Consider the following 24706-nt stretch of genomic DNA (forward strand, 5'->3'; position numbering starts at 1 on the left):
TCAACTTCCAAGACGAAGCGTAAGGCCTTTCAGAAAATTCCTGAGCAACTGATCACCACACTCCCTGTAGTTTTTTTGTCCTTTTTTTCTAAACAATGCGCTTAACTCAGACTTGGACACCTCAAACCCTGCTAGCGCCAAAACTTCATGCATACCATCTTCTTTCAATTCGAAAGCAACCCTGAGTTTTTTCAATATATCGTTATTTGTCAACAAAGAAGATGGCGCTTTATGCTTCTCCGGCCCACGCTCGCTCTTGCCTCTCTTGAGCATAATCAACCCATCCAAAAAAGACTCCATGACATTATTGTCACACTCAAGGTAACCCTCTTCATCTTCCTTTTTCAAAAGATTTTTTACATTTTCCTGGTCAATTTCACGACCCGACAACTTTATTATCTCGACCATTTTTTCGTCGCCAATATTCAGCGCGTACCGAAGCCTTCGTAATACATCGTTATTTACCACACATACTCCCGTTTATTGAAAATTCAATGATCCTGGTCATACCCATGCCCCCGAACACGGCAACTTAGTGGGCAGACACACCGCGGCTTTTCCTTCGGCATAGACTGGCAAGGAAAATATCATATTACAAGATAACAGACCTAAATGAATCTTCCTCCAACTTAACGAACGCCCGGCCAAGTCAAGCCCCAAAACGACCAGTTCATAATCTATCGCAAAATGGCTGTGCTTGCGATTGCCGATATATCTGCATATCTCACGAATGGTATAATTTTCATCTTTGAGCAGACAATATATGGGCAACTTTGACGAAGAACTCCGACCCAGACTTAACGTTGAGACCGGGAAATTGGCATGGCATGAGCTTGAGCGGCATTTTGCCCGTGGGGTAGTGGTCAAGGTTTCGGTTGATCTTGACTTGGTCGAGATCGCAGCGTCCATGTCCAAGGATGACAAGGCCGCCATTGAGCGCCTGATACAGGCCGATAAACTGTCGCGCGTATCGGTGGAAGATGCCAAGGACTGGCATGAGCGTAAACCGACATTTTGGGCGGTGGTGGTCGCACCTTGGGTACTCGTCCAAGAAGCCAAACTCTAATATTCCTCGTGGATGGGCCTTGATCGCTCTCAACGGCGCTCCTCGTATTCATGCGCCGCAACACCGCGACAGTCTCGACACAAACACAGGCAAATATCCTTTTGGACAGTATGCGCTATAAATAGGCGCGCTCAAAAACCAAGTGCAACATTTTTAGGGGATAATGTTGCATGGGAAAAAACTACGATCAATTGAGTATTGAAGAGCGGGCAATGATACAAACGCAACTGGAGATGGGGGTCAAACCTGCCGCAATTGCCAAGTCCATAACCCGGTCAGCCTCTACCGTCTCACGTGAACTTCGGCGCAATGGCTGGAGCCGCCCGAAAACGCCTCGCGGCCCTGGACGACCGGCTGTGGCGGGAGGCTATCGTGCCGAGGCAGCCCACAAACGTGCGCATGGCTGCACGATCAAGCCGCGTGTTGAGGGTCGCCTGCGACTGGGAACCACGCTGTGGGATTCAGTCATGCGCCACCTGAAAGCAGGCTACTCACCGGAGCAGATTGCTGGCACACTGGCGCTTGTGCATCCAGATACCCCTACCTTGCAGGTTTCCCATGAGACCATCTACACCGCCATCTACGCCATGCCGCGTGGCGAACTGCGCACGGAAGTGATTGGCTGGTTGCGTTTCGGCCATGCCAAGCGCCGTCCCCGTGCGCGTGGCGAAGACCGGCGCGGACGGATTCCTGACATGGTCAGCATTCATGACCGTCCGCCTGAGATTGAAGAGCGGTTGATCCCGGGCCACTGGGAGGGTGACTTCATCAAGGGCGCGCATAATCGCTCATCTGTCGGTACGCTGGTGGAACGGACCACGCTGTTCACGGTACTGGCAAAAATGGAAAATGCCACTGCTGAGGCGACGTTGACCGGCTTCAGTCATGTGCTCAACCGCATTGATGCGCAAAAGCGCCTCTCGTTGACGTACGATCAAGGCAGGGAAATGGCGGCACACCAACGGCTGACAGAAACCACAGGGGTGAAAGTATATTTTGCCGATCCACACAGCCCCTGGCAGCGCGGCATCAACGAGAATACCAATGGTCTGTTGCGGCAGTACCTGCCCAAGGGGAGTGACTTGAGTGGTTTCACGCAGGAGGAGCTGGATGCGATTGCCTGGCAACTCAATACCCGACCACGCAAGTCACTGGGCTTCAAATGCCCAGCCGAGTTGTTTACACCAGACTCTTTCGATTTCAGGCAGCATCACGCTGCGCTTTTTGCACTTGGTCATTGAAACCGCCATACCTTTCTTGGGCTGTGATCACTTTTCTGTGCCAGCACGTGCCAAACGTGTACGCGGCACAGACGGCCACCGCCGATCAGACCGATCCCGTGCTGCTTGTCGCGGGCGACGTCGCTCAGTGCAACGTGCGCGGAGCTCAGCTAACAGCAGACTTGATTAATCGGACAGCGGGTACAGTGCTGGCGCCCGGCGACTTGGCCTATCAGAATGGATCCCTCAAGGATTTCGCGCAGTGTTACGAACCTGCGTGGGGAAAATTCAAGGAGCGAACGTGGCCAGCCCCCGGGAACCACGAATACAACACGCGCGGCGCGGCGGGTTACTTCGAGTATTTTGGTCGCCGCGCCGGGGAGCCAGGCAAGGGCTACTACAGCATCACTATCGGTAAGTGGCATGTGGTGGCGCTGAACAGCAACATCGACACTGGCCCGGATTCGGAGCAAGTCCAGTGGCTACACAAAGTTCTGGCCGCACATCCAGCCACCTGCACGCTCGCGTTTTGGCACCATCCACGATTCAGCTCGGGCCTGCATGGCAACCATCGCTCGATGGCCGCGCCGTGGGAAACACTCTATCAACATGGCGCAAGCATCGTGATTGCAGGCCACGATCACCACTATGAGCGCTTCACCCCTCTCAATGGCAAGGGTGAGCCTGACAACACCCGAGGTATCCGCTCGTTCGTTGTTGGCACCGGTGGGACAAGGCTCTACAATTTTGGCATGCGCAACAGCAACAGCGTCGCCTGGAACGGTACTGTATGGGGCGTGCTGAAACTTACTCTGCACACAAACAGTTATGACTGGGAATTTCTACCGGTAGAAAATGGGACGTATCATGACGCAGGAACCGGCCAGTGCGCGGGTAAAGAATGACCTGAAAAGATATTTTTTCGGCGTGCCATAAAAAAAGGCTCTTCGCGTGATCGTGTGGGTAAATTTCATGTTTTTTAGAGCCTCGGGAGCATAGACGTGAGTATTTTTAGTCGCAGATATTCTTCATCGCGCAGACCATATGCACGGCGTTGGATTACGCGTATCTTATTGTTGAGCCCCTCAACAAAGCCGAGTGAAACTTTATTCTCTGGCTTGCAATAGGCTGCGATCCCATCCCAATGGCGCTCAATCATCTCGGCAAATTTCTCGTAAGGTTTCAGGCGCTGCCACTTCAGGCTGGTTTTCCAATTCTCGAAGAAACGCCGCGCCCATGCTTCGCTCCTGTAATCCCACAACTGGCCAAACGACTCTTTCAGCAGGTACGCCGTGTTCAGCCGTTTGTTCGCTGCCAGCAAAGCCTTCAAAGAACGTCTGCCGTCCAGTGTCATATTTTCGTGATTGGAAAGCAGTACGTATTTCTGCCCCTTAATGTAGCGCCTATCCTTGCCCTGAAGACGTGCATATTCCATCTTTCTGACTTTATCCAGAGCATCGCCGAGATGGCTCATGATGTGGAATTTGTCGAACAGGATGGCCGCCTGCGGGGCGCGTTCGTTGGTTACGTTACGAAAGGGCTTCCACATATCCATCACTGCAAGACAAATGCCTTTGGATTTCTTCTCTCCCAGCCAGTCATAGAACTGTCGCATGCTGTCCTCCGAACGGTCGGCACCGCCAAACCAGATGGGACGACCACGGATCAAGTCGCTGACTACAATGCGATAGGTATGTCCTTTGCGAATCGATATTTCGTCGATGCCAATGGCCTTGGGTGCTGGCGTTCCGGCGCGTTCCAGTTGCGCGGTCATGTATTGCTTGTCCAGTTCCTTGACGGTGTGCCAGTCCAGAAGCAATTCGCGGGCAATGTCCGACACCGTGCTGGCGCGACACCGTCTGCCTACATACCAAGAAAATCGCTTTGTATAGAGTGGGTTGTCGGCGAGAAAGTCGAGTCGTTCGCGTTTCACTTTCCCGCAGTGCCGACAAAGCACCCGTCGAATTTCGATTTCCAGATAGATACGTGTGTCGCCACAGGAGAGGTCGCGAACTCGTCGAAGCCTCTTGTCGTACCAACCAGAGCGCGTTCTGCCGCAACTGTTGCAGGCCGTTTTTTTGAGCGCCGAACGAGCGTGATGATCCGTGCTTTGGAGTCGCCAAAGATGCCGCGTATCTTTTCCAGCGGGCGAAAACAGGGGAATCGGTATGCGTCGAGAATGCGTTTGGGTTTGCGTGAAATAGCCATTGAAAAAACCTCCCATTTTCTGCAACAGGTGCAGGATGCATTTTGCCTGATGCCACAAGGCTTGCGGAGGTTTTCATGTTAAATTTCACCCACTCGATTTCACGAAGACCCTAAAAAAAAGGGGGGGGGTAGTTCACCCCCCCCTCAAATCATCGTAGAACAGCAGACCCACGGGCTTCCCCGTATGTCTGCGAAGGCATTTACAGGCCCGACACAGGCGTACTGAACACTTCCTCCGCTTCACTGCCAACCGCTTGCGGCACCGCCTTGGCAACAACATTTGTCTCCACCTTGTACAACTCACGCTTGCGGCGCCTTTCAGTGTGATAGGCCAAACCTGTTCCGGCCGGTATCAAACGTCCGACAATCACGTTTTCCTTCAGGCCGCGCAGATCGTCACACTTGCCGCTCACCGCCGCTTCCGTCAAGACGCGAGTGGTCTCCTGGAAGGAGGCTGCGGAGATAAAGGATTCCGTCGCCAGCGAGGCCTTGGTAATGCCCATCAGCAAGATTACATAGGATGCAGGCAACTTACCCTCGGCCAGAACACGCTCGTTTTCTTCGAGCACGCGCGGCCGGTCAAGCTGCTCGCCCTTGATGAACTTTGTGTCGCCCGGGTTGGTGATTTCCACCTTGCGCAGCATCTGACGAACGATGACTTCGATGTGCTTATCGTTGATCTTCACGCCCTGCAGGCGATACACATCCTGCACTTCATTGACGATGTAATTAGCCAGCGGCGCAACACCCAGCAGGCGCAGGATGTCATGCGGATCGGGCGCACCGTCCACAATCACTTCGCCACGTTCCACATATTCACCTTCGAACACCGTCACGTGACGCCACTTCGGAATCAACTCCTCATGCTGCTCACCATCTTTGGCAGTGATAACGAGGCGACGTTTACCTTTGGTTTCCTTGCCGAAGCTTACAGTACCCGAAGTCTCGGCAAGAATCGCCGGATCTTTAGGCTTGCGCGCCTCGAAGAGATCGGCGACGCGAGGCAAACCACCTGTAATATCGCGGGTTTTGGTGGTTTCTTGCGGAATACGCGCGATAACATCGCCCACACCCACTGCTGCCCCATCTTCCAAGTTAATGATGGCACCCGCAGGCAGGAAGTAGATTGCCGGGATCTCGGTGCCTGCAAGACGCAATTCCTTATCATCCGCGCCTACCAATTTGATCATTGGGCGCAGATCCTTGGCTGTCGCACCACGCTGCTTCGGATCAATGACAACCAAGCTGCTCAAGCCAGTGATGTCGTCAGTCTGACGCTGCACGGTAATACCGTCAATAACATCGCTGAACTTGAGGCGGCCTTCCACCTCGGTGACCACGGGGTGGGTATGCGGATCCCAGTTGGCAACTACTTGGCCGGCTTCGACCATATCGCCATCGCTCACAGTCAACACTGCACCGTAAGGGATCTTGTACCGCTCACGTTCACGGCCGAAATCATCGACCATGGTCAACTCACCGGAGCGCGATACCGCCACGTTGTTGCCGCTGGTATGACGCACCAGCTTGATATTGTGCAGACGCACTTTACCTTTGGTCTTCAGCTCCACGCAGTTGACTGCCGCGGAACGCGATGCCGCGCCACCGATATGGAAGGTACGCATGGTGAGCTGGGTCCCCGGCTCACCAATCGACTGAGCTGCGATAACACCCACCGCTTCACCGCTGTTGACCTGATGCCCACGCGCAAGATCACGCCCGTAACACGCGGCGCAAATCCCGTAACGCGTCTCACAGCTAATGGGCGAGCGCACCTTGACCTGATCAACGCTCATTGCTTCGAGCCTGTCCACCCAGCGCTCATCGAGCAGCGTACCCGCCGGCACCGCCACTTCGTGTTCCTTGCCAGGTGTCATGACATCGGTCACTAGAACACGGCCCAGAACGCGCTCGCGTAGGGGTTCGACCACGTCGCCGCCTTCGATCAACGGGGTCATCAGCAAACCATGAACCGTGCCGCAGTCAACCTCGGAAATCACCAAGTCCTGCGCAACGTCCACCAGACGGCGGGTCAGGTATCCCGAGTTTGCAGTCTTCAGCGCGGTATCGGCCAGACCCTTACGAGCACCGTGCGTAGAGATAAAGTACTGCAACACGTCCAGCCCCTCACGGAAGTTGGCCGTGATGGGCGTCTCGATGATGGAGCCGTCAGGCTTGGCCATCAGGCCGCGCATTCCTGCCAGCTGACGAATCTGCGCCGCGCTACCACGCGCCCCGGAGTCAGCCATCATGTAAATGGAGTTAAAGGAAGGCTGTTTGACCTGGTTGCCCTTGGCGTCGGTCACAATGTCCGACCCCAATTTGTCCATCATGGCCTTGGCCACCTGGTCGTTGGTATGCGACCAGATATCCACCACCTTGTTATACCGCTCGCCATTGGTGACCAGACCGGAAACATACTGATTTTCGATCTCTTTCACCTCCTGCTCGGCGGCATGGATAATAGCCTCTTTCTCATCCGGAACCACCATGTCATCCGCGCCTATGGACACGCCTGAACGGGTAGCAAAGGCAAAACCGGTGTACATGAGCTGATCGGCGAAAAGTACGGCCTCTTTCAAGCCCAACTGACGGTAACAGCCATTCAGGAGACGCGAAATTGACTTCTTGGTCATGTTCTGATTGACCAGGTCAAAGGACATCCCATCGGGCAAAATTTCAAACAGCAAGGCACGCCCCACCGTGGTATCGACACGGCGAATGCTCTCGTGCCTCACGCCGTTCTCATCAATGGATACTTCACGGACGCGTACTTTGATTTTGGCCTGAAGGTCGACGAGCCTGCCCTCATAGGCGCGATGCACCTCGGAGATATCGGCAAAGATCATACCCTCGCCGCGTGCGTTAATGCTTTCGCGCGACATGTAGTAGAGTCCAAGCACCACATCCTGCGACGGCACAATGATGGGCTCGCCATTGGCGGGCGACAGCACGTTATTGGTGGACATCATCAGAGTACGCGCTTCAAGCTGCGCCTCAAGCGACAGGGGCACATGCACCGCCATCTGGTCACCGTCAAAGTCTGCGTTGAACGCAGTACACACCAACGGATGAAGCTGAATTGCCTTGCCTTCAATCAATACCGGCTCAAACGCCTGAATACCCAGACGGTGCAGGGTCGGCGCACGGTTCAATAACACCGGGTGTTCGCGTATCACCTCTTCCAGGATATCCCAGACCTCCGGCCCTTCACGCTCGACCAGCTTTTTGGCAGCCTTGATCGTAGTTGCAAGACCCCGGCGCTCAAGCTTGCTGAAGATAAAGGGCTTGAACAATTCCAGCGCCATCTTCTTTGGCAAACCGCACTGATGCAACTTGAGGGTTGGTCCCACCACAATCACGGAGCGCCCCGAGTAATCGACGCGCTTACCCAGCAAATTCTGACGGAAACGGCCCTGCTTACCCTTGATCATGTCGGCAAGTGACTTCAAGGGGCGCTTGTTGGAGCCGGTGATCGCCTTGCCACGGCGGCCGTTATCGAGCAGCGCATCCACGGACTCCTGCAACATGCGCTTCTCATTGCGCACGATAATGTCTGGGGCGCTAAGATCGAGCAGACGCTTCAAACGGTTGTTGCGGTTGATCACGCGGCGGTACAAATCATTCAGATCAGAGGTTGCGAAACGCCCGCCATCCAGCGGCACCAGCGGACGCAATTCGGGCGGCAGCACCGGCAGCACCGTCAGCACCATCCATTCCGGGTGGTTGCCGGACTCAAGAAAAGCCTCCATCAACTTGAGGCGCTTGGCGAGCTTCTTGCCCTTGGTCTCGGACGTGGTAACAGGGATATCTTCGCGCAGCTTGGCAATCTCATCCTTGAGCTTCATGCCCTTCAACAACTCATAAATGGCTTCCGCACCCATGCGCGCATCGAACTCATCGCCATACTCTTCGATAGCTTCCAGATAGGTTTCGTCGGACAATAACTGACCACGCTCCAAGCGCGTCATGCCCGGATCGATCACCACAAAGGCTTCGAAGTAGAGTACGCGCTCGATATCGCGCAACGTCATATCCAGCAACAACCCCATCCGCGAAGGCAGTGAGCGCAGGAACCAAATGTGGGCCACCGGGCTGGCCAGCTCAATGTGACCCATACGCTCGCGGCGCACCTTGGCGAGCGTCACTTCCACACCACACTTTTCGCAGATCACACCGCGGTGCTTTAGGCGCTTATATTTGCCGCACAGACATTCGTAATCCTTGATCGGCCCGAAAATTTTGGCGCAGAACAAACCATCACGCTCAGGCTTGAAGGTGCGGTAGTTGATGGTTTCGGGTTTTTTGACTTCGCCGAATGACCAGGTGCGGATTTTATCAGGCGAGGCCAAGCCGATGCGAATTGCATCAAACTCTTCGACCTGGCCTTGCTGCTTCAATAAATACATTAAATCTTTCAATGCCGTATCTCCTAACTCATAAGGGATGGGGCAGGAAGCCCGCACGCATAGCATGCCGCCTCTCCCTGCCTATGCATTAGCCGCGCGCTTAGTTTTGCTCCAGCTCGATGTCGATGGCCAACGACCGAATCTCTTTGATCAGCACGTTAAAGGACTCCGGCATCGCTGCCTCCATGCGGTGGTCGCCATCCACGATGTTCTTGTACATCTTGGTACGTCCTATGACATCGTCCGACTTGACGGTGAGCATTTCCTGGAGGGTGTATGCGGCGCCATAGGCTTCCAGCGCCCACACCTCCATCTCACCGAATCGCTGCCCACCGAACTGCGCCTTACCGCCCAAGGGCTGCTGGGTCACCAGACTGTAGGGACCCGTGGAACGCGCATGCATCTTGTCATCCACCAAGTGGTTCAACTTGAGCATGTACATATAACCCACCGTCACCGGACGATCGAAGGCATTGCCTGTACGACCATCAAACAGCGTCGTCTGCCCGCTGGGTGGCAAATCGGCCAATTCCAGCATCGCCTTGATCTCCGCTTCGGTCGCACCATCAAACACCGGTGTCGCCATCGGAACACCTTTGGACAGATTTTGGCTAAGTGCAACAATATCGTCATCGGTCAGCGAGTTCAGATCTTCCTTTTTGCCGCTGCTGTCATAAATACGACCGAGGAAGGCGCGCACCTCGGAGACTTTGCTTCTAGCCTCCAGCATGCGCCCAATCTTCAGACCCAAGCCCTTCGCCGCCCAGCCAAGATGCGTTTCGAGGACCTGGCCGACGTTCATACGCGACGGCACACCCAGCGGATTCAGCACAATGTCAACCGGCGTACCATCCGCCATGTACGGCATATCCTCAGCCGGGACAATCATTGACACCACACCCTTGTTACCGTGACGCCCAGCCATCTTGTCACCAGGCTGAATGCGGCGTTTCACGGCCAAATACACCTTGACCATTTTAAGCACGCCGGGCGCCAGATCGTCACCCGCTATCAGCTTGAGACGCTTTTCTTCGAGTTTGGCTTCAAAGTCCTTGCGCTGTTGCTTAAGCTGTTCGCCGAGCAGTTCCAATTGCTGGTTGGCCTCCTCGTCGCGCAAGCGGATCTCAAACCACTTGTCACGCGCCATGCCTGACAAGTACTCGGCGGCAACCTTGCCGCCCGCCTTCAGGCCCTTGGGGCCACCTTCCGCGACCTTGTCCAGCAATAGCTGCTCGACACGCTGATAGGTATCGTCTTCCAGGATACGGTACTGGTCATGCAGATCTTTCTTGACTCCCTCCAGCGCGCTGCGCTCGATATCCTGAGCACGTTTATCTTTTTGCACACCATCACGGGTAAACACCTGAACATCGATCACCGTACCGTTCATGCCGGATGGAACACGTAGCGAAGTGTCTTTCACATCGGAGGCTTTCTCACCAAAAATAGCCCGCAACAGCTTCTCTTCCGGGGTCAACTGGGTTTCACCCTTCGGGGTCACCTTGCCCACCATGATGTCACCCGGCACCACTTCCGCACCAATATAGATAATCCCGGACTCGTCCAGCTTGGCCAAAGCCGACTCGCTCACGTTCGGAATATCCGCAGTGACTTCCTCAGGCCCAAGCTTGGTGTCACGCGACACGCAAGTCAGCTCTTCGATGTGGATGGTGGTGAAGCGATCCTCCTGCACCACCCGCTCCGAAATCAGGATCGAATCCTCGTAGTTGTAGCCGTTCCACGGCATGAAGGCGACCAGCATATTCTGCCCCAGCGCCAGCTCACCCATGTCGGTCGAAGGACCATCCGCCAGCACATCGCCGCGCGCCACTACATCACCCACATTCACCAGCGGACGCTGGTTGATACAGGTGTTCTGGTTGGAACGGGTGTACTTCGTCAGATTGTAAATATCAACGCCCGGCTCTCCCGGCACCGTCTCATCATCGTTGACACGCACCACGACGCGACCAGCATCGACAGAATTGATCACGCCGCCACGCAACGCAACAACTGTCACACCAGAATCAATGGCCACGATCCGTTCCATACCAGTACCCACCAGCGGCTTTTCGGCGAGCAAGGTCGGCACCGCCTGGCGCTGCATGTTAGATCCCATCAAAGCACGGTTGGCGTCATCGTGTTCCAGGAACGGGATCAACGATGCCGCCACCGACACAATCTGCTTCGGCGAGACGTCCATGTATTCGGCCCGGTCAGGGGTTGCGAGCGTAAACTCATTCTGGTGACGACAGGAAACCAATTCATCAATCAGGTTGCCTTCCGCATCCAGCGTCGCACTGGCCTGGGCGATCATGTACTGCCCTTCTTCGATGGCCGACAGATACTCGATCTGATCGGTCACCTTGCCATTCAGCACCTTGCGATAGGGCGTTTCCAGGAAGCCATAACTATTGGTGCGGGCATACGCCGCCAACGAATTGATCAGTCCAATGTTAGGGCCTTCCGGCGTTTCAATCGGGCATACCCGACCATAATGGGTTGGATGCACGTCGCGCACTTCAAACCCGGCACGCTCGCGCGTCAAACCACCTGGCCCCAGCGCCGATATACGCCGCTTGTGCGTTATCTCGGACAATGGATTATTCTGATCCATGAACTGTGACAACTGACTGGAACCGAAGAACTCCTTGATCACTGCAGATACGGGCTTGGCATTGATCAATTCCTGCGGCATCAAGCCTTCGGATTCAGCCAGGCTGAGTCGTTCTTTGACGGCGCGCTCAACGCGCACCAAGCCCGCGCGGAACTGGTTCTCCACCATCTCACCGACACTGCGGATACGGCGATTTCCAAGGTGATCAATATCATCCACGGTACCATTGCCGTTCTTGATATCAATCAAGACCTTCATGACATCGATAATGTCTTCGTTGGACAGCACGCCGGGGCCGGTAATCTCGGTACGCCCCACGCGCCGGTTAAACTTCATGCGCCCAACAGGCGAAAGATCGTAACGTTCGAAGCTAAAGAACAGATTATTGAACAAGGCTTGCGCCGCATCTTTGGTCGGCGGCTCGCCCGGACGCATCATGCGATAGATTTCAACCTGCGCATCCAAATCGCTGCGCGTGTGGTCAATGCGCAAGGTATCGGAAATATAAGGGCCGCGATCCAGATCGTTGGTATAAAGCGCCTGAATTTCCCGAACGCCCGCCTTAATAAGTTTGTTCAACAGCTCGCCAGTGAGCTCATCGTTGGCGTTTGCCAGAACTTCACCCGTGACCTGATCGATCACATCATGCGCAACCACTTTACCTATCACATACTCAGGAGGCACAGTGAGCTGCGTGATATTGGCCTTCTTCAGTTCGTTGATATGACGCGCCATGATGCGGCGGCCCGCTTCTACTATGACCTTGCCCTTGGCATCTTTAATATCAAACCCAGCACTCTCACCACGCAGCCTGTCGGCCACCAGCTCCAGATGAATGCCATCCTGCTCGAACCTAAAGGTATTCATCTCAAAGAACAGGCCAAGCATCTGCTGGGTGTTATAACCCAGCGCGCGGAGAATCATCGTCGCCGGCAACTTGCGGCGGCGATCGATACGCACGAACACACAGTCATTGGGATCGAATTCGAAATCCAGCCAGGAACCACGGTAAGGGATAATCCTCGCAGAGAACAGCAATTTCCCGGACGAATGGGTCTTGCCCTTGTCGTGCTCAAAAAACACGCCGGGCGAGCGGTGCAACTGAGACACCACAACACGCTCGGTGCCATTGATCACAAAGGTGCCGTTACCCGTCATCAACGGCAGCTCGCCCATATAGACTTCCTGCTCCTTGACATCCTTGATAGCCTTGGCGCCAGCAGGTGCTTCCTTGTCGTAAATCACCAAGCGCACTTTGACACGCAGCGGAGCCGCATAGGTCATGCCACGAGACTGGCACTCTTTGACATCGAAAACCGGGTTGCCCAAGCGATAGCTCACATACTCAAGCGCAGCATAGCCGGTGTAGCTAACAATCGGAAATACTGATTTGAACGCGAGATGCAAACCCTTATCCAAGCGACTTTCCAGGCTAACGCCTTCTTGCAGAAAGTCACGATAAGATTCCACCTGAATCGCCAGCAGATAAGGCGTCTCCAAGATGCTGGGCCGCTTACCAAAATCCTTGCGAATTCTTTTTTTCTCAGTAAAGGAGTAGGACATCAGAGTTCCTCAGATTCAATCACTAAATCGGGCAGAAGCCATAAACATACGGCAAACTAAATAATTCGCTGAAAAGTCCATTCACAGGCCTTTTCGGATCGAAAAACAAAAGGCATGCTTTGCATTAATCCATGCTTAAACATGCAACACGTTCAAACATGGTGACACAACACTAGGCCATACAACGAACAACCAAAAAAAACAGCTTGTCCGAACGCAGCTGAAACAGAAAAAGGCCGGTGGCGCCGGCCACCAGCCAAAAAATAACTTATCCCGGCATCACATTGATTGGTGGGCCTGCCGGGCGCCCAGCTGTTGATAACTCGTTCAGTGTCAGATGCGATTCGCCTGAATATTTCACAAATCTTTCCGTCAAGCATACCCGAAAAACTTCATCCCTAAGCAATTCAGATCGGCCAGTCAAAAAAGATCCCATGTTTATCAAGAACAAAGGAGACAAGCGGAAAACTCAAAAAACACGCCGCTCCACTACCCATGAAGACTCAGGGTTTGCCATCAATGGCAAGACGACAACCCCTTCGGGTTGCCATCTTATACCACTTCACTTCTATTCATTAACTTCTGCAGCAAGGGAAAGTATTGATAGGCTAATTGAGATCCGTCCACAACCTTTATATATCAACAACAAACCACTCAATTTACAGACTTATGAGTCAATACGCTTACTTGAGTTCAACCTTGGCGCCAGCTTCTTCCAACTGCTTCTTCATCGCTTCAGCATCAGCCTTGCTCACGCCTTCCTTGACTACAGCGGGAACGGCCTCAACCATATCCTTGGCTTCTTTCAGACCAAGACCAGTGATGGCGCGCACTACTTTGATCACGTTGACCTTGTTGTCACCAAAGCTGCTCATCACAACATTGAACTCGGTCTGCTCCTCGGCAGCCGGGGCAGCACCCGCAGCAGCTGGTGCGGCAACCGCTACAGCAGCAGCAGAAACGCCGAATTTCTCTTCCATTGCAGAAATCAGATCTACGATTTCCAGCACGGTCATGTTTGAAATGGTATCCAGAATATCTTCTTTGCTTACAGCCATGTTACGCTCCTAAATGAAAATGTATGACCGCGGTTTTATGACGCGGATAAAAATAAATGGGAATCAAGCCGCCTGCTTTTGATCGCGGATAGCCGCCACGGTACGGACCATCTTGCTGGTAGGCTCGGCCAAGGTGCGGACAAATTTCTCCACAGGAGCCTTCATCACCGCCATCAACAGACTGATCGCCTGATCGCGTGTCGGCATGTTGGCCAAGGCCTCGACATCACCGGGGGCCAACAACTTGCCGCCCAGTGCAACAACCTTGACGACCAGCTTGTCATTGCCCTTCATGAAGTCACGCATCAGACGGGCAGCAGCAGCAGGCTCTTCTACCGAGAAGGCCAGAACCAGTGGACCAACCATGGAGGACTGCATGCAAGCAAAACCCGTCCCCTCGAATGCACGCCGGGCAAGTGTATTCTTGACAACGCGCAGATAAACACCCGTTTTGCGCGCCTCAGCACGCAACTTGGTCATCTGCTCTGCTGACAAGCCACGGTACTCGGCCGCAATCGCAGCTTGAGCGGTACTCGCAACTCCGGCCATTTCAGCAACAATGGCCTTTTTATCTTCTAGTGTTAACAAGAGAGCTCCCCTGTATATAAACGCGAGAGACCACTACCAGCTTTTCAGTAAGCCAAGCAGCAACCTTTTCACGCTTACCACGTAAACCACAGGACACCCATCGGTAGATCGCTAAAGCGTTCAACCAAGATAGTGCCCCACCCTACGGCAACCGTCACCAGGGAAAATCCTGCCTCGGGTACGCCATCTGCGTAGGTGGTGCCGACTTTAATCCGGCCCCATTAAGCGAAGCACCTACGGTCTTTGACGGCCAGCGGCGTTGCCGCCGCCAACCCAAAGTCTGACATTCCTACTTAGGCTGTAGCAGCCAGTGATGCCTGATCTACAATAATACCTGGACCCATGGTACTGGATACGGAGATCTTCTTCAAATAAACACCTTTTGCAGTGCTCGGCTTTGCCTTATTCAAATCAGCGAGCAGCGCGTGAAGGTTGCCGCGCAATGCGTCAACATCAAAGCTTACCTTGCCGATTGTGCACTGGATAATACCAGCTTTGTCAGTGCGGTAACGCACCTGGCCACCTTTGGCATTTTTCACCGCCGTAGCGACATCGGCTGTCACGGTGCCAACTTTCGGGTTGGGCATCAATCCACGCGGACCGAGAATCTGGCCCAACTGTCCAACAACACGCATGGCATCGGGTGTGGCAATTACCACATCAAAATCCATGCTGCCTGCCTTTACGGATTCCGCCAGATCATCAAAACCTACGATGTCAGCACCTGCGGCCCTGGCTGCGTCGGCATTCGAACCTTGGGCAAAAACAGCAACGCGCACAACTTTTCCGGTGCCATTGGGCAATACTGTGGAACCGCGAACTACTTGATCTGATTTACGTGGATCAACGCCAAGATTGACAGCGACATCAATTGATTCGTTGAATTTCACCGATGAGAATTGCTTGAGCAAACCCAGTGCCTCATCGATTGAATATTGCTTGCCCGGCTGCAATTTTTCTCTGATGGGTTTAAAACGTTTTGCAAGTTTAGCCATGTTATACCCCTTCCGTCTCAATGCCCATGCTGCGTGCGCTACCTGCAATCGTACGCACTGCTGCGTCCATGTCAGATGCTGTCAGGTCAGACATTTTGACCTTGGCGATATCTTCCAGTTGCTCACGGGTGACCTTACCAACTTTGTTGGTGTGAGGGGTTTTGCTGCCACTTGTAATACCAGCTGCTCTCTTCAACAGAATTGATGCCGGCGGGGTCTTGGTAATAAAGGTAAAACTACGATCACTGTATACCGTAATGATCACGGGGATCGGGGTGCCCGGCTCTATGCCCTGCGTTTGGGCATTGAAAGCCTTACAGAATTCCATGATATTGACGCCGCGCTGACCCAGCGCCGGGCCGACGGGAGGACTTGGGTTGGCCTGAGTGGCCTTGACCTGCAACTTAATGTAGGCCGTAATTTTCTTTGCCATTTTCTACTCCGCGGGTTCAAACGCCTTGCGGCTCCCCATTAAAATAAAAAGATTATGCCTGCTATTTCAATGCGCTTCGAGTCGTCTGTACAACCCGAAACTTCCCGAGACTATCCTTTCTCGACTTGCCCGAACTCCAGCTCCACTGGAGTCGAACGTCCAAAAATCAAAACTGCGACGCGCAAGCGGCTCTTCTCGTAATTAACCTCTTCAACCACGCCATTGAAATCGGCAAATGGCCCTTCAGTAACACGCACAACTTCACCCGGCTCAAACAGCACTTTCGGCCTGGGTTTCTCGACCCCCTCCTGAACGCGCAGCAGAATTCTTTCAGCTTCCCGATCAGTAATAGGCGCAGGACGCTCGGTCGTGCCGCCGACGAAACCCAACACCTTGGGCACTTCTTTTACCAGATGCCAAGTCGCGTCGTTCATCTCCATCTGCACAAGGACATAACCGGGGAAGAACTTGCGATCACTTTTGCGCTTCTGGCCGGCGCGCATCTCTATCACTTCTTCAGTCGGCACCAGGACATCGCCGAACTGATCCTGCAAACCACTACGGACAATGCGCTCCTTGAGGGAGCGCACCACTTGATTCTCAAAATTGGAATAGGCGTGAACCACGTACCAGCGCATCGCCATGCGTTCAGCCTCCCTGACCGGTCAACAATCGAACCGCCCACAACAAAAACATATCAACCAGCCATAGAAAAATGGCTACCACGACAACCATGACCATGACAACCAGCGTCGTTTGCAATGTTTCTTTACGTGTCGGCCAAACCACCTTACGCACTTCAACCTTAGACTCACGGATGAAGCCCAACGTCTTTTGGCCAACTGCGGTCTGCATCGCAATGGCGGTGGAAATGCCCATCGCCACCAAGATGCCAATGACACGCAACAACATGGAGTGATCGGCGTAGTAATAAAAGGCGCCTATAGCGCCACTCACTACCAGAACCGCCAATGTTAATTTTATTTTATCTGCCATGCCTGCTTCTAATAATTCCGGTAACCACCGGATTGTGGCAGGCCAGGAGGGAATCGAACCCCCAACCTGCGGTTTTGGAGACCGCCGCTCTGCCAATTGAGCTACTGGCCTAGAACCTTACGTTTTTTTAGTTGCGGCTCCGGGTTTGCCAGCCCCAACAACTGGGGTCTGCAACACAAGATCCGAAACTGTCTTTACTCAATCACCTTAGTTACAACACCGGCGCCGACAGTACGGCCACCCTCACGAATCGCAAAACGCAATCCTTCGTCCATAGCAATCGGGGCAATCAGGCTCACCGTGACACGCACGTTGTCACCCGGCATCACCATCTCGATCCCCTCCGGCAGATCCACCGAACCGGTAACGTCGGTGGTGCGGAAGTAAAACTGCGGACGGTAGCCATTGAAGAACGGGGTGTGACGTCCACCTTCGTCCTTGGACAAGACGTACACTTCGGCTTCGAACTTGGTGTGCGGCTTGATTGAACCCGGCTTGCACAGTACCTGTCCGCGCTCGACGTCTTCGCGCTTGGTGCCGCGCAACAGGACGCCGACGTTGTCACCGGCACGGCCTTCGTCCAGCAGCTTGCGGAACATTTCCACGCCGGTGCAGGTGGTCTTGACGGTGGGCTTCAAGCCGACGATTTCCACTTCTTCGCCAACTTTGACAATGCCCTTTTCAACACGGCCCGTCACGACGGTGCCACGGCCAGAGATCGAGAACACGTCTTCGATCGGCAGCAGGAAGGGCTTGTCAATCGGACGCTCAGGCAAGGGAATGTACGAATCCATCGCTTCGAGCAGCTTGATCACGGCAGGCACGCCGATATCGCTCTGGTCGCCTTCGAGCGCCTTGAGGGCGGAACCGGTGATGATCGGGGTGTCGTCGCCGGGGAATTTGTATTTATCCAGCAGCTCGCGCACTTCCATTTCCACCAGCTCCAGGAGCTCGGGATCGTCCACCATGTCGGCCTTGTTCAGGAATACGACGATGTAGGGCACGCCGACCTGGCGGGCCAGCAGGATGTGCTCGCGGGTCTGCGGCATGGGGCCGTCGGCAGCGGAGACGACCAGGATCGCGCCGTCCATCTGCGCTGCGCCGGTGATCATGTTTTTTACATAGTCGGCATGGCCGGGGCAGTCCACATGCGCATAGTGACGGGCGTCGGATTCGTACTCGACGTGCGCGGTGGCAATGGTGATGCCGCGCGCGCGCTCTTCGGGCGCCGAGTCAATCTGGTCATAGGCCTTGAATTCGCCGCCATGACGCTCTGCCATCACTTTCGTCAACGCTGCCGTCAACGTGGTCTTGCCATGGTCTACGTGACCAATCGTGCCTACGTTAACATGCGGCTTGGTACGCTCAAACTTTCCCTTGGACATTCCGCGACCCCCTCACTAGATATTAAGTAAACTTTTCAACAAGAAACCTGCGACGATGCCAACAACCGCCCGTCGCACTTAAAGAATTCAACCAGCCTGGGCCGATAATCCATCAAATTTTGGAGCCCATAACCGGATTTGAACCGGTGACCTCTTCCTTACCAAGGAAGTGCTCTACCGACTGAGCTATATGGGCATTTTTATTTCCAGCAGCTCGCTCGGTTATACTAACTCAAGACCTTGGCAAACTTATGGAGCGGGTGATGGGAATCGAACCCACGCTATCAGCTTGGAAGGCTGAAGTTCTACCATTGAACTACACCCGCCTTTTCTTCAAAGCTTTTGGTGGAGGGGGGAGGATTCGAACCTCCGAAGGCAGAGCCGTCAGATTTACAGTCTGATCCCTTTGGCCGCTCGGGAACCCCTCCGAAAATATCTAAGTCGACTATTATGATAGTGACGCCATGACCTGTCAACCACTTGCTTGCCAACAAACTAGGATTATCTGTTATTAATCCGCTATCACGGATCATCGAGGATGGACACATGAAAAACCACAGCCCATTCACCACCGCGCTGCAATCCTTTCTGTCAACCCCTCTGACGGACACACTAACGCGCCATCAGGAAACATCACCCCAAGCCGCCGCGCTGGACCTATTTCATGCCGTTGCCACAGAGGTTCCGGCCTACCGTGACTTTTTGGTACAGCACGGCATTGACCAGGCAAGCGTGCGTGATCACACCGATTTTCAGAAGCTCCCGCTGGTCACCAAACAAAACTATATGCTGGCATATCCATTGCCCGCACGGTGTCGCAACGGCAAGCTGGAAGACTGCGAGATGATTGCCGTTTCATCGGGCTCCACCGGCACACCCCTGTTCTGGCCGCGCTCAACGCGCCATGAGCTGGATATTGCAACGCGCTTTGAGCAGGTCTTTAGCGATAGCTTTCATGCCGACACCCGCAGCACTCTGGTGGTAGTGTGTTTTGCGCTAGGCACGTGGGTGGGAGGCATGTATACCACGCTGTGCTGCCGTTATCTTTCACAAAAGGGCTACCCTATAACAGTGGTGACTCCGGGCAATAACAAGGCCGAGATCTACCGCATCATCGAAGAACTCAGCCCCCACTTCGACCAGACTGTTCTGGCGGGCTATCCACCTTTCGTCAAGGATGTGATCGACAGCGGCAGTGTGCAAGGTATCGACTGGCCGCGATACTCCGTGAAACTGGTATTTGCAGGCGAGGTGTTCAGCGAGGAATGGCGCAGCCTGGTATGCGCAAGGATCGGCTCAGGCAACCCCTGCTATGATACGGCTTCGCTTTACGGTACGGCGGATGCCGGGGTGCTGGGCAACGAAACCCCGCTGAGCATCACATTGCGCCGCTTCTTCGCCAACCACCCCGAGGCCGGGCGCGCGCTGTTCGGGGAATCGCGCCTGCCTACGCTGGTACAATATGATCCGTTAAGCCGTTTTTTTGAGGTTCACGAAGGCACGCTGGTTGTGACGGGTGACAATGGCGTCCCCCTGCTGCGCTATCATATCGCCGACAAGGGCGGCATCGTCGGATACGATGAGATGCTAAACTTTGCCAATGAATGGGGCGGCAACTCGCTAGCCGAGCTGCAGCCCCATAATCTGAGAGGCACCCGCCCCCTGCCCTTTGCATACCTGTTTGGCCGGGCGGATTTCACGGTTTCTTACTATGGAGCTAACATTTACCCTGAAAATGTAACTGTGGGCCTTGAGCAGCCGATTATTAAAGATTGGGTGACGGGCAAGTTTGTATTGGAGGTTAAGGAGAATACAGACCAGAACAAGGTTCTCAGCGTGACAGTCGAATTGTTGCCCAATGTTGCCGCGACCGTTGAGATGCGGGATGCCATAGGCGCTTCGATCCGGCAACATTTGTTGCGCCTCAACAGCGAATTTGCGCATTACACGCCGCCGGAACACCAGACTCCCGAGATCACACTGCTGCCGGCGGGCGACTCGAACTATTTCCCCGCCGGGATCAAACATAGATATGTAAAAAAATCCTGAGGAAGCATCATTGTCCAAAATAGAAAAAAAGTTGCTGCATTATGTCGGCAAGGCGATTGCCGATTACAATTTGATCCAGACCGGGGATCGCGTCATGGTCTGCCTTTCCGGCGGCAAGGATTCCTACACGCTGCTCTCCATTTTGCGCCTGCTGAGAATGCACTCGAACAACAAATTCGAGATCCTTGCGTTCACACTGGATCAATCACAGCCCGGCTGGGACGACAGCGGCATGAGGGCATGGCTGGAACACTATAAGATCCCTTATGAGATACTCAAAAAGGATACTTATTCTGTAGTTATAGAAAAAGTGCCGGAGGGAAGCACCTATTGTTCGCTATGTTCACGTCTGCGCCGAGGCAATATTTACAGATACGCGGAAGATCACGGCTACACCAAAATCGCGCTGGGGCATCACCGCGACGATATGATCCACAGCCTGCTGATGTCGATACTCTACAATGGCGAAATACGCTCCATGCCGCCCAAATTGCTCACCGACAATAAGCGCCACATCGTGATCCGTCCTCTGGCCTACTGCCAGGAACAGGACATCATCGAATACGCAAAGGAACGTGAATTCCCTATTATTCCCTGCAACCTGTGCGGTTCACAGGAAAATTTGGCGCGTCAACGCATCAAAAGACTGGTCAATGACCTTGCCCAGGAAAACCCCAAAATACCCAGCAACATTCTCCATGCGCTAGGTCACATAAAACCCAGCCAGCTTATGGACAAACAGCTTTGGAATTTCAAGGGCTTGGAAGCGCAGCGCGAAAGCGAAGAAATGACGTTTGATATTGCAGAAAAAGGGGATCAGGAAATTGTATTCCCTGATCCCTTTCATGACCTGAGAGAGGTAGTCTGAAAAATCATTACCAACAAGGGCAGCAAACCCATCCGTGGCTTGCACAACACCTGTCCGCATCTGGAGTAACGGCTTATATCAGCCGCCTACCCCTGTTATTCAATACTTGTTTTAGTGGCCCACCGGGTAATGCGCCAGGACGTTGGTCCCCAGCCAAGTAAGAATCAGGACGAACGCAATAACCGAAATTGGGATAATCGTGTCGTCGTTGGTATGGGATTTGTTGGACATGGTCGTCTCCTTCGTAAATAGTTGACTGGAACTGTAAGACATTAACCACAATAAATATAAGGTTAACGTTAGGCTACTTATACATAACATCAGAATCATTGTCAACATATTCTTACATCAAGCAAATGAGGGGTAATATGTCAATATTTTTCGAGGCTTGACTAAAAAAACCTGGCCGGTAAATTCATATAATTAATTTATTATCAACATGTTAATTATCACCCCTCAATGTTAATAATATTCGAGATTAGCCACCGGCAGCCTGTCCGGGAACAAGCGTTGTTGCAGGACTGGAATGCGGGACGAAATAATTTCACATGCTAACCTCTCTATACGACGCACTCCTGGCCCACTCTAATTACTCAAATCATCCCCAGGTGACTGCCAGTGTCAACGAATAGCCCGCACCGCCGCTCGGTGGTCGTCATTGGCGGTGGCCCTGCCGGACTCATGGCGGCGGAAGCGTTGATTAACGGTGGCGTATCCGTCGATCTCTATGATGCTATGCCTTCCGTCGGCCGCAAATTTCTGATGGCGGGCAAGGGCGGCATGAATCTCACTCATTCGGAGCCGCTTGAGCAATTTCTTTCGCGCTACGGCACACGCCGGACACAACTCGAACCGTTGCTCAAGGCCTTCGGGCCTGAGGATCTGCGCGCATGGGCGCACGGGCTGGGTGTTGAAACGTTTATCGGCACCTCCCGCCGCGTGTTTCCCGTTGACATGAAAGCAGCGCCGCTGCTGCGTGCTTGGTTGCATCGCTTGCGCGAAGCCGGCGTTTGTTTCCACATGCGCCACCGCTGGTGCGGGTGGAACGCAGACGGCACCCTTCGATTTGCCGCGCCTCAGGGCGTACAATCCCTACACGCCGACGCCGTGGTGCTTGCGCTGGGCGGCGGCAGTTGGGCACGGCTGGGTTCCGATGGCGCGTGGGTGCCTCTGCTTGTGGAGCGTGGCGTTCATGTCGAAGCGCTACAGGCTGCCAACTGCGGTTTCGATATCGGCTGGAGCGATCACTTTCGCGAACGGTACGCCGGGCAGGCCCTGAAAGCGATAAGCATTAACTTTACAGGTTCCACCCCTGTTGCCGTTAACCAACAGGGCGAACTTATGATTACGGACAGCGGTGTTGAAGGCGGTGTGATCTATGCACTATCCGGGCGTTTACGTGATGAAATAACTGCCTCGGGTTCCGCAACCATCCACCTTGATCTGGCGCCCGGACGGGAACTCCCTCGCCTGATCAGCGACCTCTCACGGCCACGCGGCTCGCACTCGATGGCCAAGCACCTCCGCCGGGCGGGCATTGAAGGTGTGAAAGCAGGGTTGCTGCGGGAGCGTGCGCCTCCGCAAATTTTCGAAGACCCAAGCCGCCTCGCCACAGCAATCAAGGCACTACCGCTAACACTCATCGCACCCCGCCCCATTGATGAAGCCATCAGCAGCGCAGGAGGCGTCGCCTTCGACGCGCTCGACGAACACCTGATGATCCGATCCTTGCCGGGCGTGTTCTGCGCAGGTGAAATGCTGGACTGGGAAGCACCGACAGGCGGCTATTTATTCACTGCCAGCTTCGCCAGCGGCCACGCGGCGGGGCTTGGAGTCATCGCCTGGCTCAATAGAGAGACAACGTAAAGCACATGCAAAACACCCCTGAAATTTACAACCTGTTAGCGGACTTTATGTCTGACATGCAGCAAACTGCGCTGCTATGGCAGTTTGCCGTACTCGCGCTGAGCCTTGGCGTGGGGTGGTGGGTTGGGCGATTGGCAAAGCGGCATTTTGCCGAGCATCCGTTCGCTGAACAAGATGCGTTCGCCGGGGTTAGCGCACGCCGGATGTTTGGCGGCTTTAACCGCGTGATCTTCCCTCTCACAGCGTTATGCCTGGTGCTGATCGGCAAGGCGTTGCTCCGGCATAGCTATCACGTCAACCTGCTCAACATCGCGGCGGCGCTGCTGGTTTCGCTGGCGCTGGTGCGTTTGACCGTATACGTGCTGCGTAACATCTTTACGCCAAGTGGCTGGCTGCACACGTCCGAACGCTTCATCGCCGGACTGATCTGGCTTGGCGTTGCATTGCATATCACGGGTTTCCTGCCGGAAATCGAGCGGGTTTTTGACGAGCTCAGCTTTACCGTTGGCAAGCACCGGCTTTCGTTGCTGCTCGTTGTGCAAACGGTGTTTACCGTCGGCATTACCCTGTTGTTGGCGCTGTGGCTGGGCAGCGTTCTGGAGCGGCGCATTTTAGGTGCCGGCCAGATGGACATGAATCTGCGCGTGGTGGCAACCAAGCTGGTCCGGGCGGCATTGCTCGTGATCGGCATCCTGATTGCGCTGCCGATATTAGGCATAGACATTACCGTGCTGTCCGTGTTTGGTGGCGCGCTCGGCGTGGGTCTGGGGCTGGGGTTACAGAAAATCGCCAGCAATTATGTCAGTGGCTTCATCATTCTGCTCGACAAATCCATCCACCTGGACGACATCATCACCGCCGACAATCGTTATGGCAGCGTATCACGCCTCACCGCACGATATATCGTATTGAAAGCGCTCGACGGCACCGAAGCGATCATTCCCAATGACACGCTGATCACCTCGACCGTGGTCAACCACTCCTACTCAGACCGCAAAATCAGAATCGGAATCCCGGTGCAAATCAGCTACGGCAGTCCCCTTGAAACCGCCATGAATATAGTGTTGCACACAGCTCAACACCATCCGCGCGTCATCAATGACCCTGAACCTAAAGTCTACCTCAAGGAATTTGCCGAAAACGGCATCGGCCTGGAGCTTTCAATATGGATTAGCGACCCGGAGGAAGGCCAACTCTCGCTGCGTTCCGACATCAACCTGGAAATCTGGCGCGAATTCCAAAAACAGGGAATTGAAATCCCTTACCCACAGCGCGCTATACACATCATCGGCCAGCCTTTGCAACCATAAAAGACATGGGGACTAATGGCAGGAGACTTCCCATCAAACTACCTACGCTGCGCCGCCGTGCTCATTTTTCATTTT

Annotated in this window: 18 protein-coding genes and 4 tRNA genes; 7 read left to right on the top strand and 15 right to left on the bottom strand. The window is 54.1% G+C overall.

What is annotated here, in order from left to right:
• Positions 1–468 carry a DUF1456 family protein gene (locus tag M3A44_01710; GenBank protein ID MEQ6340384.1) on the bottom strand — a complete coding sequence of 156 codons (468 nt, stop codon included), beginning with the start codon at positions 466–468 and terminating at the stop codon, positions 1–3.
• A gap of 295 nt (positions 469–763) precedes the next feature.
• On the opposite strand from M3A44_01710, the gene M3A44_01715 reads away from it, so the two are divergent.
• From M3A44_01715 to M3A44_01725, 3 genes are all read left to right on the top strand, one after another.
• Entirely contained in the window at positions 764–1066 is a 303-nt protein-coding gene (locus M3A44_01715) for a DUF2288 domain-containing protein (protein MEQ6340385.1), read from the top strand.
• A 170-nt stretch (positions 1067–1236) separates the two neighbouring features.
• Positions 1237–2307, top strand: coding sequence for an IS30 family transposase (locus M3A44_01720; protein MEQ6340386.1), 1071 nt, complete (start codon positions 1237–1239; stop codon positions 2305–2307).
• 47 nt (positions 2308–2354) lie between these two features.
• Complete coding sequence (locus tag M3A44_01725) at positions 2355–3191, top strand: metallophosphoesterase (protein ID MEQ6340387.1); 837 nt, start codon at positions 2355–2357, stop codon at positions 3189–3191.
• A 74-nt stretch (positions 3192–3265) separates the two neighbouring features.
• Here the strand turns inward: M3A44_01725 and M3A44_01730 are convergent, their stop codons facing one another.
• The 14 genes from M3A44_01730 to M3A44_01795 form a co-directional block, all read right to left on the bottom strand.
• Positions 3266–4552: an ISL3 family transposase gene (locus M3A44_01730; protein ID MEQ6340388.1), complete on the bottom strand. Its 1287-nt coding sequence runs from the start codon at positions 4550–4552 to the stop codon at positions 3266–3268.
• A 142-nt stretch (positions 4553–4694) separates the two neighbouring features.
• Positions 4695–8915 carry a DNA-directed RNA polymerase subunit beta' gene (gene rpoC, locus M3A44_01735; GenBank protein ID MEQ6340389.1) on the bottom strand — a complete coding sequence of 1407 codons (4221 nt, stop codon included), beginning with the start codon at positions 8913–8915 and terminating at the stop codon, positions 4695–4697.
• 88 nt (positions 8916–9003) lie between these two features.
• The gene (gene rpoB, locus M3A44_01740) at positions 9004–13083 is read right to left on the bottom strand and encodes a DNA-directed RNA polymerase subunit beta (protein MEQ6340390.1); all 4080 of its coding nucleotides are present in this window, start codon (positions 13081–13083) and stop codon (positions 9004–9006) included.
• Positions 13084–13766: 683 nt separating this feature from the next.
• On the bottom strand, positions 13767–14141 hold the full coding sequence (gene rplL, locus M3A44_01745) for a 50S ribosomal protein L7/L12 (GenBank protein ID MEQ6340391.1): 375 nt from the start codon (positions 14139–14141) through the stop codon (positions 13767–13769).
• 63 nt (positions 14142–14204) lie between these two features.
• Positions 14205–14690 (bottom strand): 50S ribosomal protein L10, encoded by a 486-nt coding sequence (gene rplJ / locus M3A44_01750; protein MEQ6340392.1) that lies wholly within the window; start codon positions 14688–14690, stop codon positions 14205–14207.
• 332 nt (positions 14691–15022) lie between these two features.
• Positions 15023–15724 (bottom strand): 50S ribosomal protein L1, encoded by a 702-nt coding sequence (gene rplA, locus M3A44_01755; protein MEQ6340393.1) that lies wholly within the window; start codon positions 15722–15724, stop codon positions 15023–15025.
• A 1-nt stretch (position 15725) separates the two neighbouring features.
• On the bottom strand, positions 15726–16157 hold the full coding sequence (gene rplK / locus M3A44_01760) for a 50S ribosomal protein L11 (GenBank protein ID MEQ6340394.1): 432 nt from the start codon (positions 16155–16157) through the stop codon (positions 15726–15728).
• A 110-nt stretch (positions 16158–16267) separates the two neighbouring features.
• Positions 16268–16801 carry a transcription termination/antitermination protein NusG gene (gene nusG / locus M3A44_01765; GenBank protein ID MEQ6340395.1) on the bottom strand — a complete coding sequence of 178 codons (534 nt, stop codon included), beginning with the start codon at positions 16799–16801 and terminating at the stop codon, positions 16268–16270.
• Between the two features lie 4 nt (positions 16802–16805).
• Positions 16806–17153: a preprotein translocase subunit SecE gene (gene secE / locus M3A44_01770; GenBank protein ID MEQ6340396.1), complete on the bottom strand. Its 348-nt coding sequence runs from the start codon at positions 17151–17153 to the stop codon at positions 16806–16808.
• A gap of 35 nt (positions 17154–17188) precedes the next feature.
• Positions 17189–17264, bottom strand: a tRNA-Trp gene (locus M3A44_01775).
• A gap of 83 nt (positions 17265–17347) precedes the next feature.
• On the bottom strand, positions 17348–18538 hold the full coding sequence (gene tuf / locus M3A44_01780) for an elongation factor Tu (protein MEQ6340397.1): 1191 nt from the start codon (positions 18536–18538) through the stop codon (positions 17348–17350).
• A gap of 120 nt (positions 18539–18658) precedes the next feature.
• Positions 18659–18734, bottom strand: a tRNA-Thr gene (locus tag M3A44_01785).
• A 56-nt stretch (positions 18735–18790) separates the two neighbouring features.
• Positions 18791–18864, bottom strand: a tRNA-Gly gene (locus M3A44_01790).
• A 17-nt stretch (positions 18865–18881) separates the two neighbouring features.
• A tRNA-Tyr gene (locus M3A44_01795) sits at positions 18882–18966 on the bottom strand.
• Between the two features lie 118 nt (positions 18967–19084).
• Between M3A44_01795 and M3A44_01800 the strand changes: the two genes are divergently transcribed.
• From M3A44_01800 to M3A44_01815, 4 genes are all read left to right on the top strand, one after another.
• Positions 19085–20587 (top strand): phenylacetate--CoA ligase family protein, encoded by a 1503-nt coding sequence (locus tag M3A44_01800; protein ID MEQ6340398.1) that lies wholly within the window; start codon positions 19085–19087, stop codon positions 20585–20587.
• Between the two features lie 10 nt (positions 20588–20597).
• The gene (gene ttcA / locus M3A44_01805; GenBank protein MEQ6340399.1) at positions 20598–21455 is read left to right on the top strand and encodes a tRNA 2-thiocytidine(32) synthetase TtcA; all 858 of its coding nucleotides are present in this window, start codon (positions 20598–20600) and stop codon (positions 21453–21455) included.
• Between the two features lie 681 nt (positions 21456–22136).
• Positions 22137–23321, top strand: coding sequence for a TIGR03862 family flavoprotein (locus M3A44_01810; GenBank protein MEQ6340400.1), 1185 nt, complete (start codon positions 22137–22139; stop codon positions 23319–23321).
• A 47-nt stretch (positions 23322–23368) separates the two neighbouring features.
• Positions 23369–24631 carry a mechanosensitive ion channel gene (locus M3A44_01815; protein MEQ6340401.1) on the top strand — a complete coding sequence of 421 codons (1263 nt, stop codon included), beginning with the start codon at positions 23369–23371 and terminating at the stop codon, positions 24629–24631.
• Positions 24632–24706 lie beyond the last annotated feature (75 nt).

The sequence above is a fragment of the Gammaproteobacteria bacterium genome (assembly GCA_040183005.1).
Taxonomy (GTDB): domain Bacteria; phylum Pseudomonadota; class Gammaproteobacteria.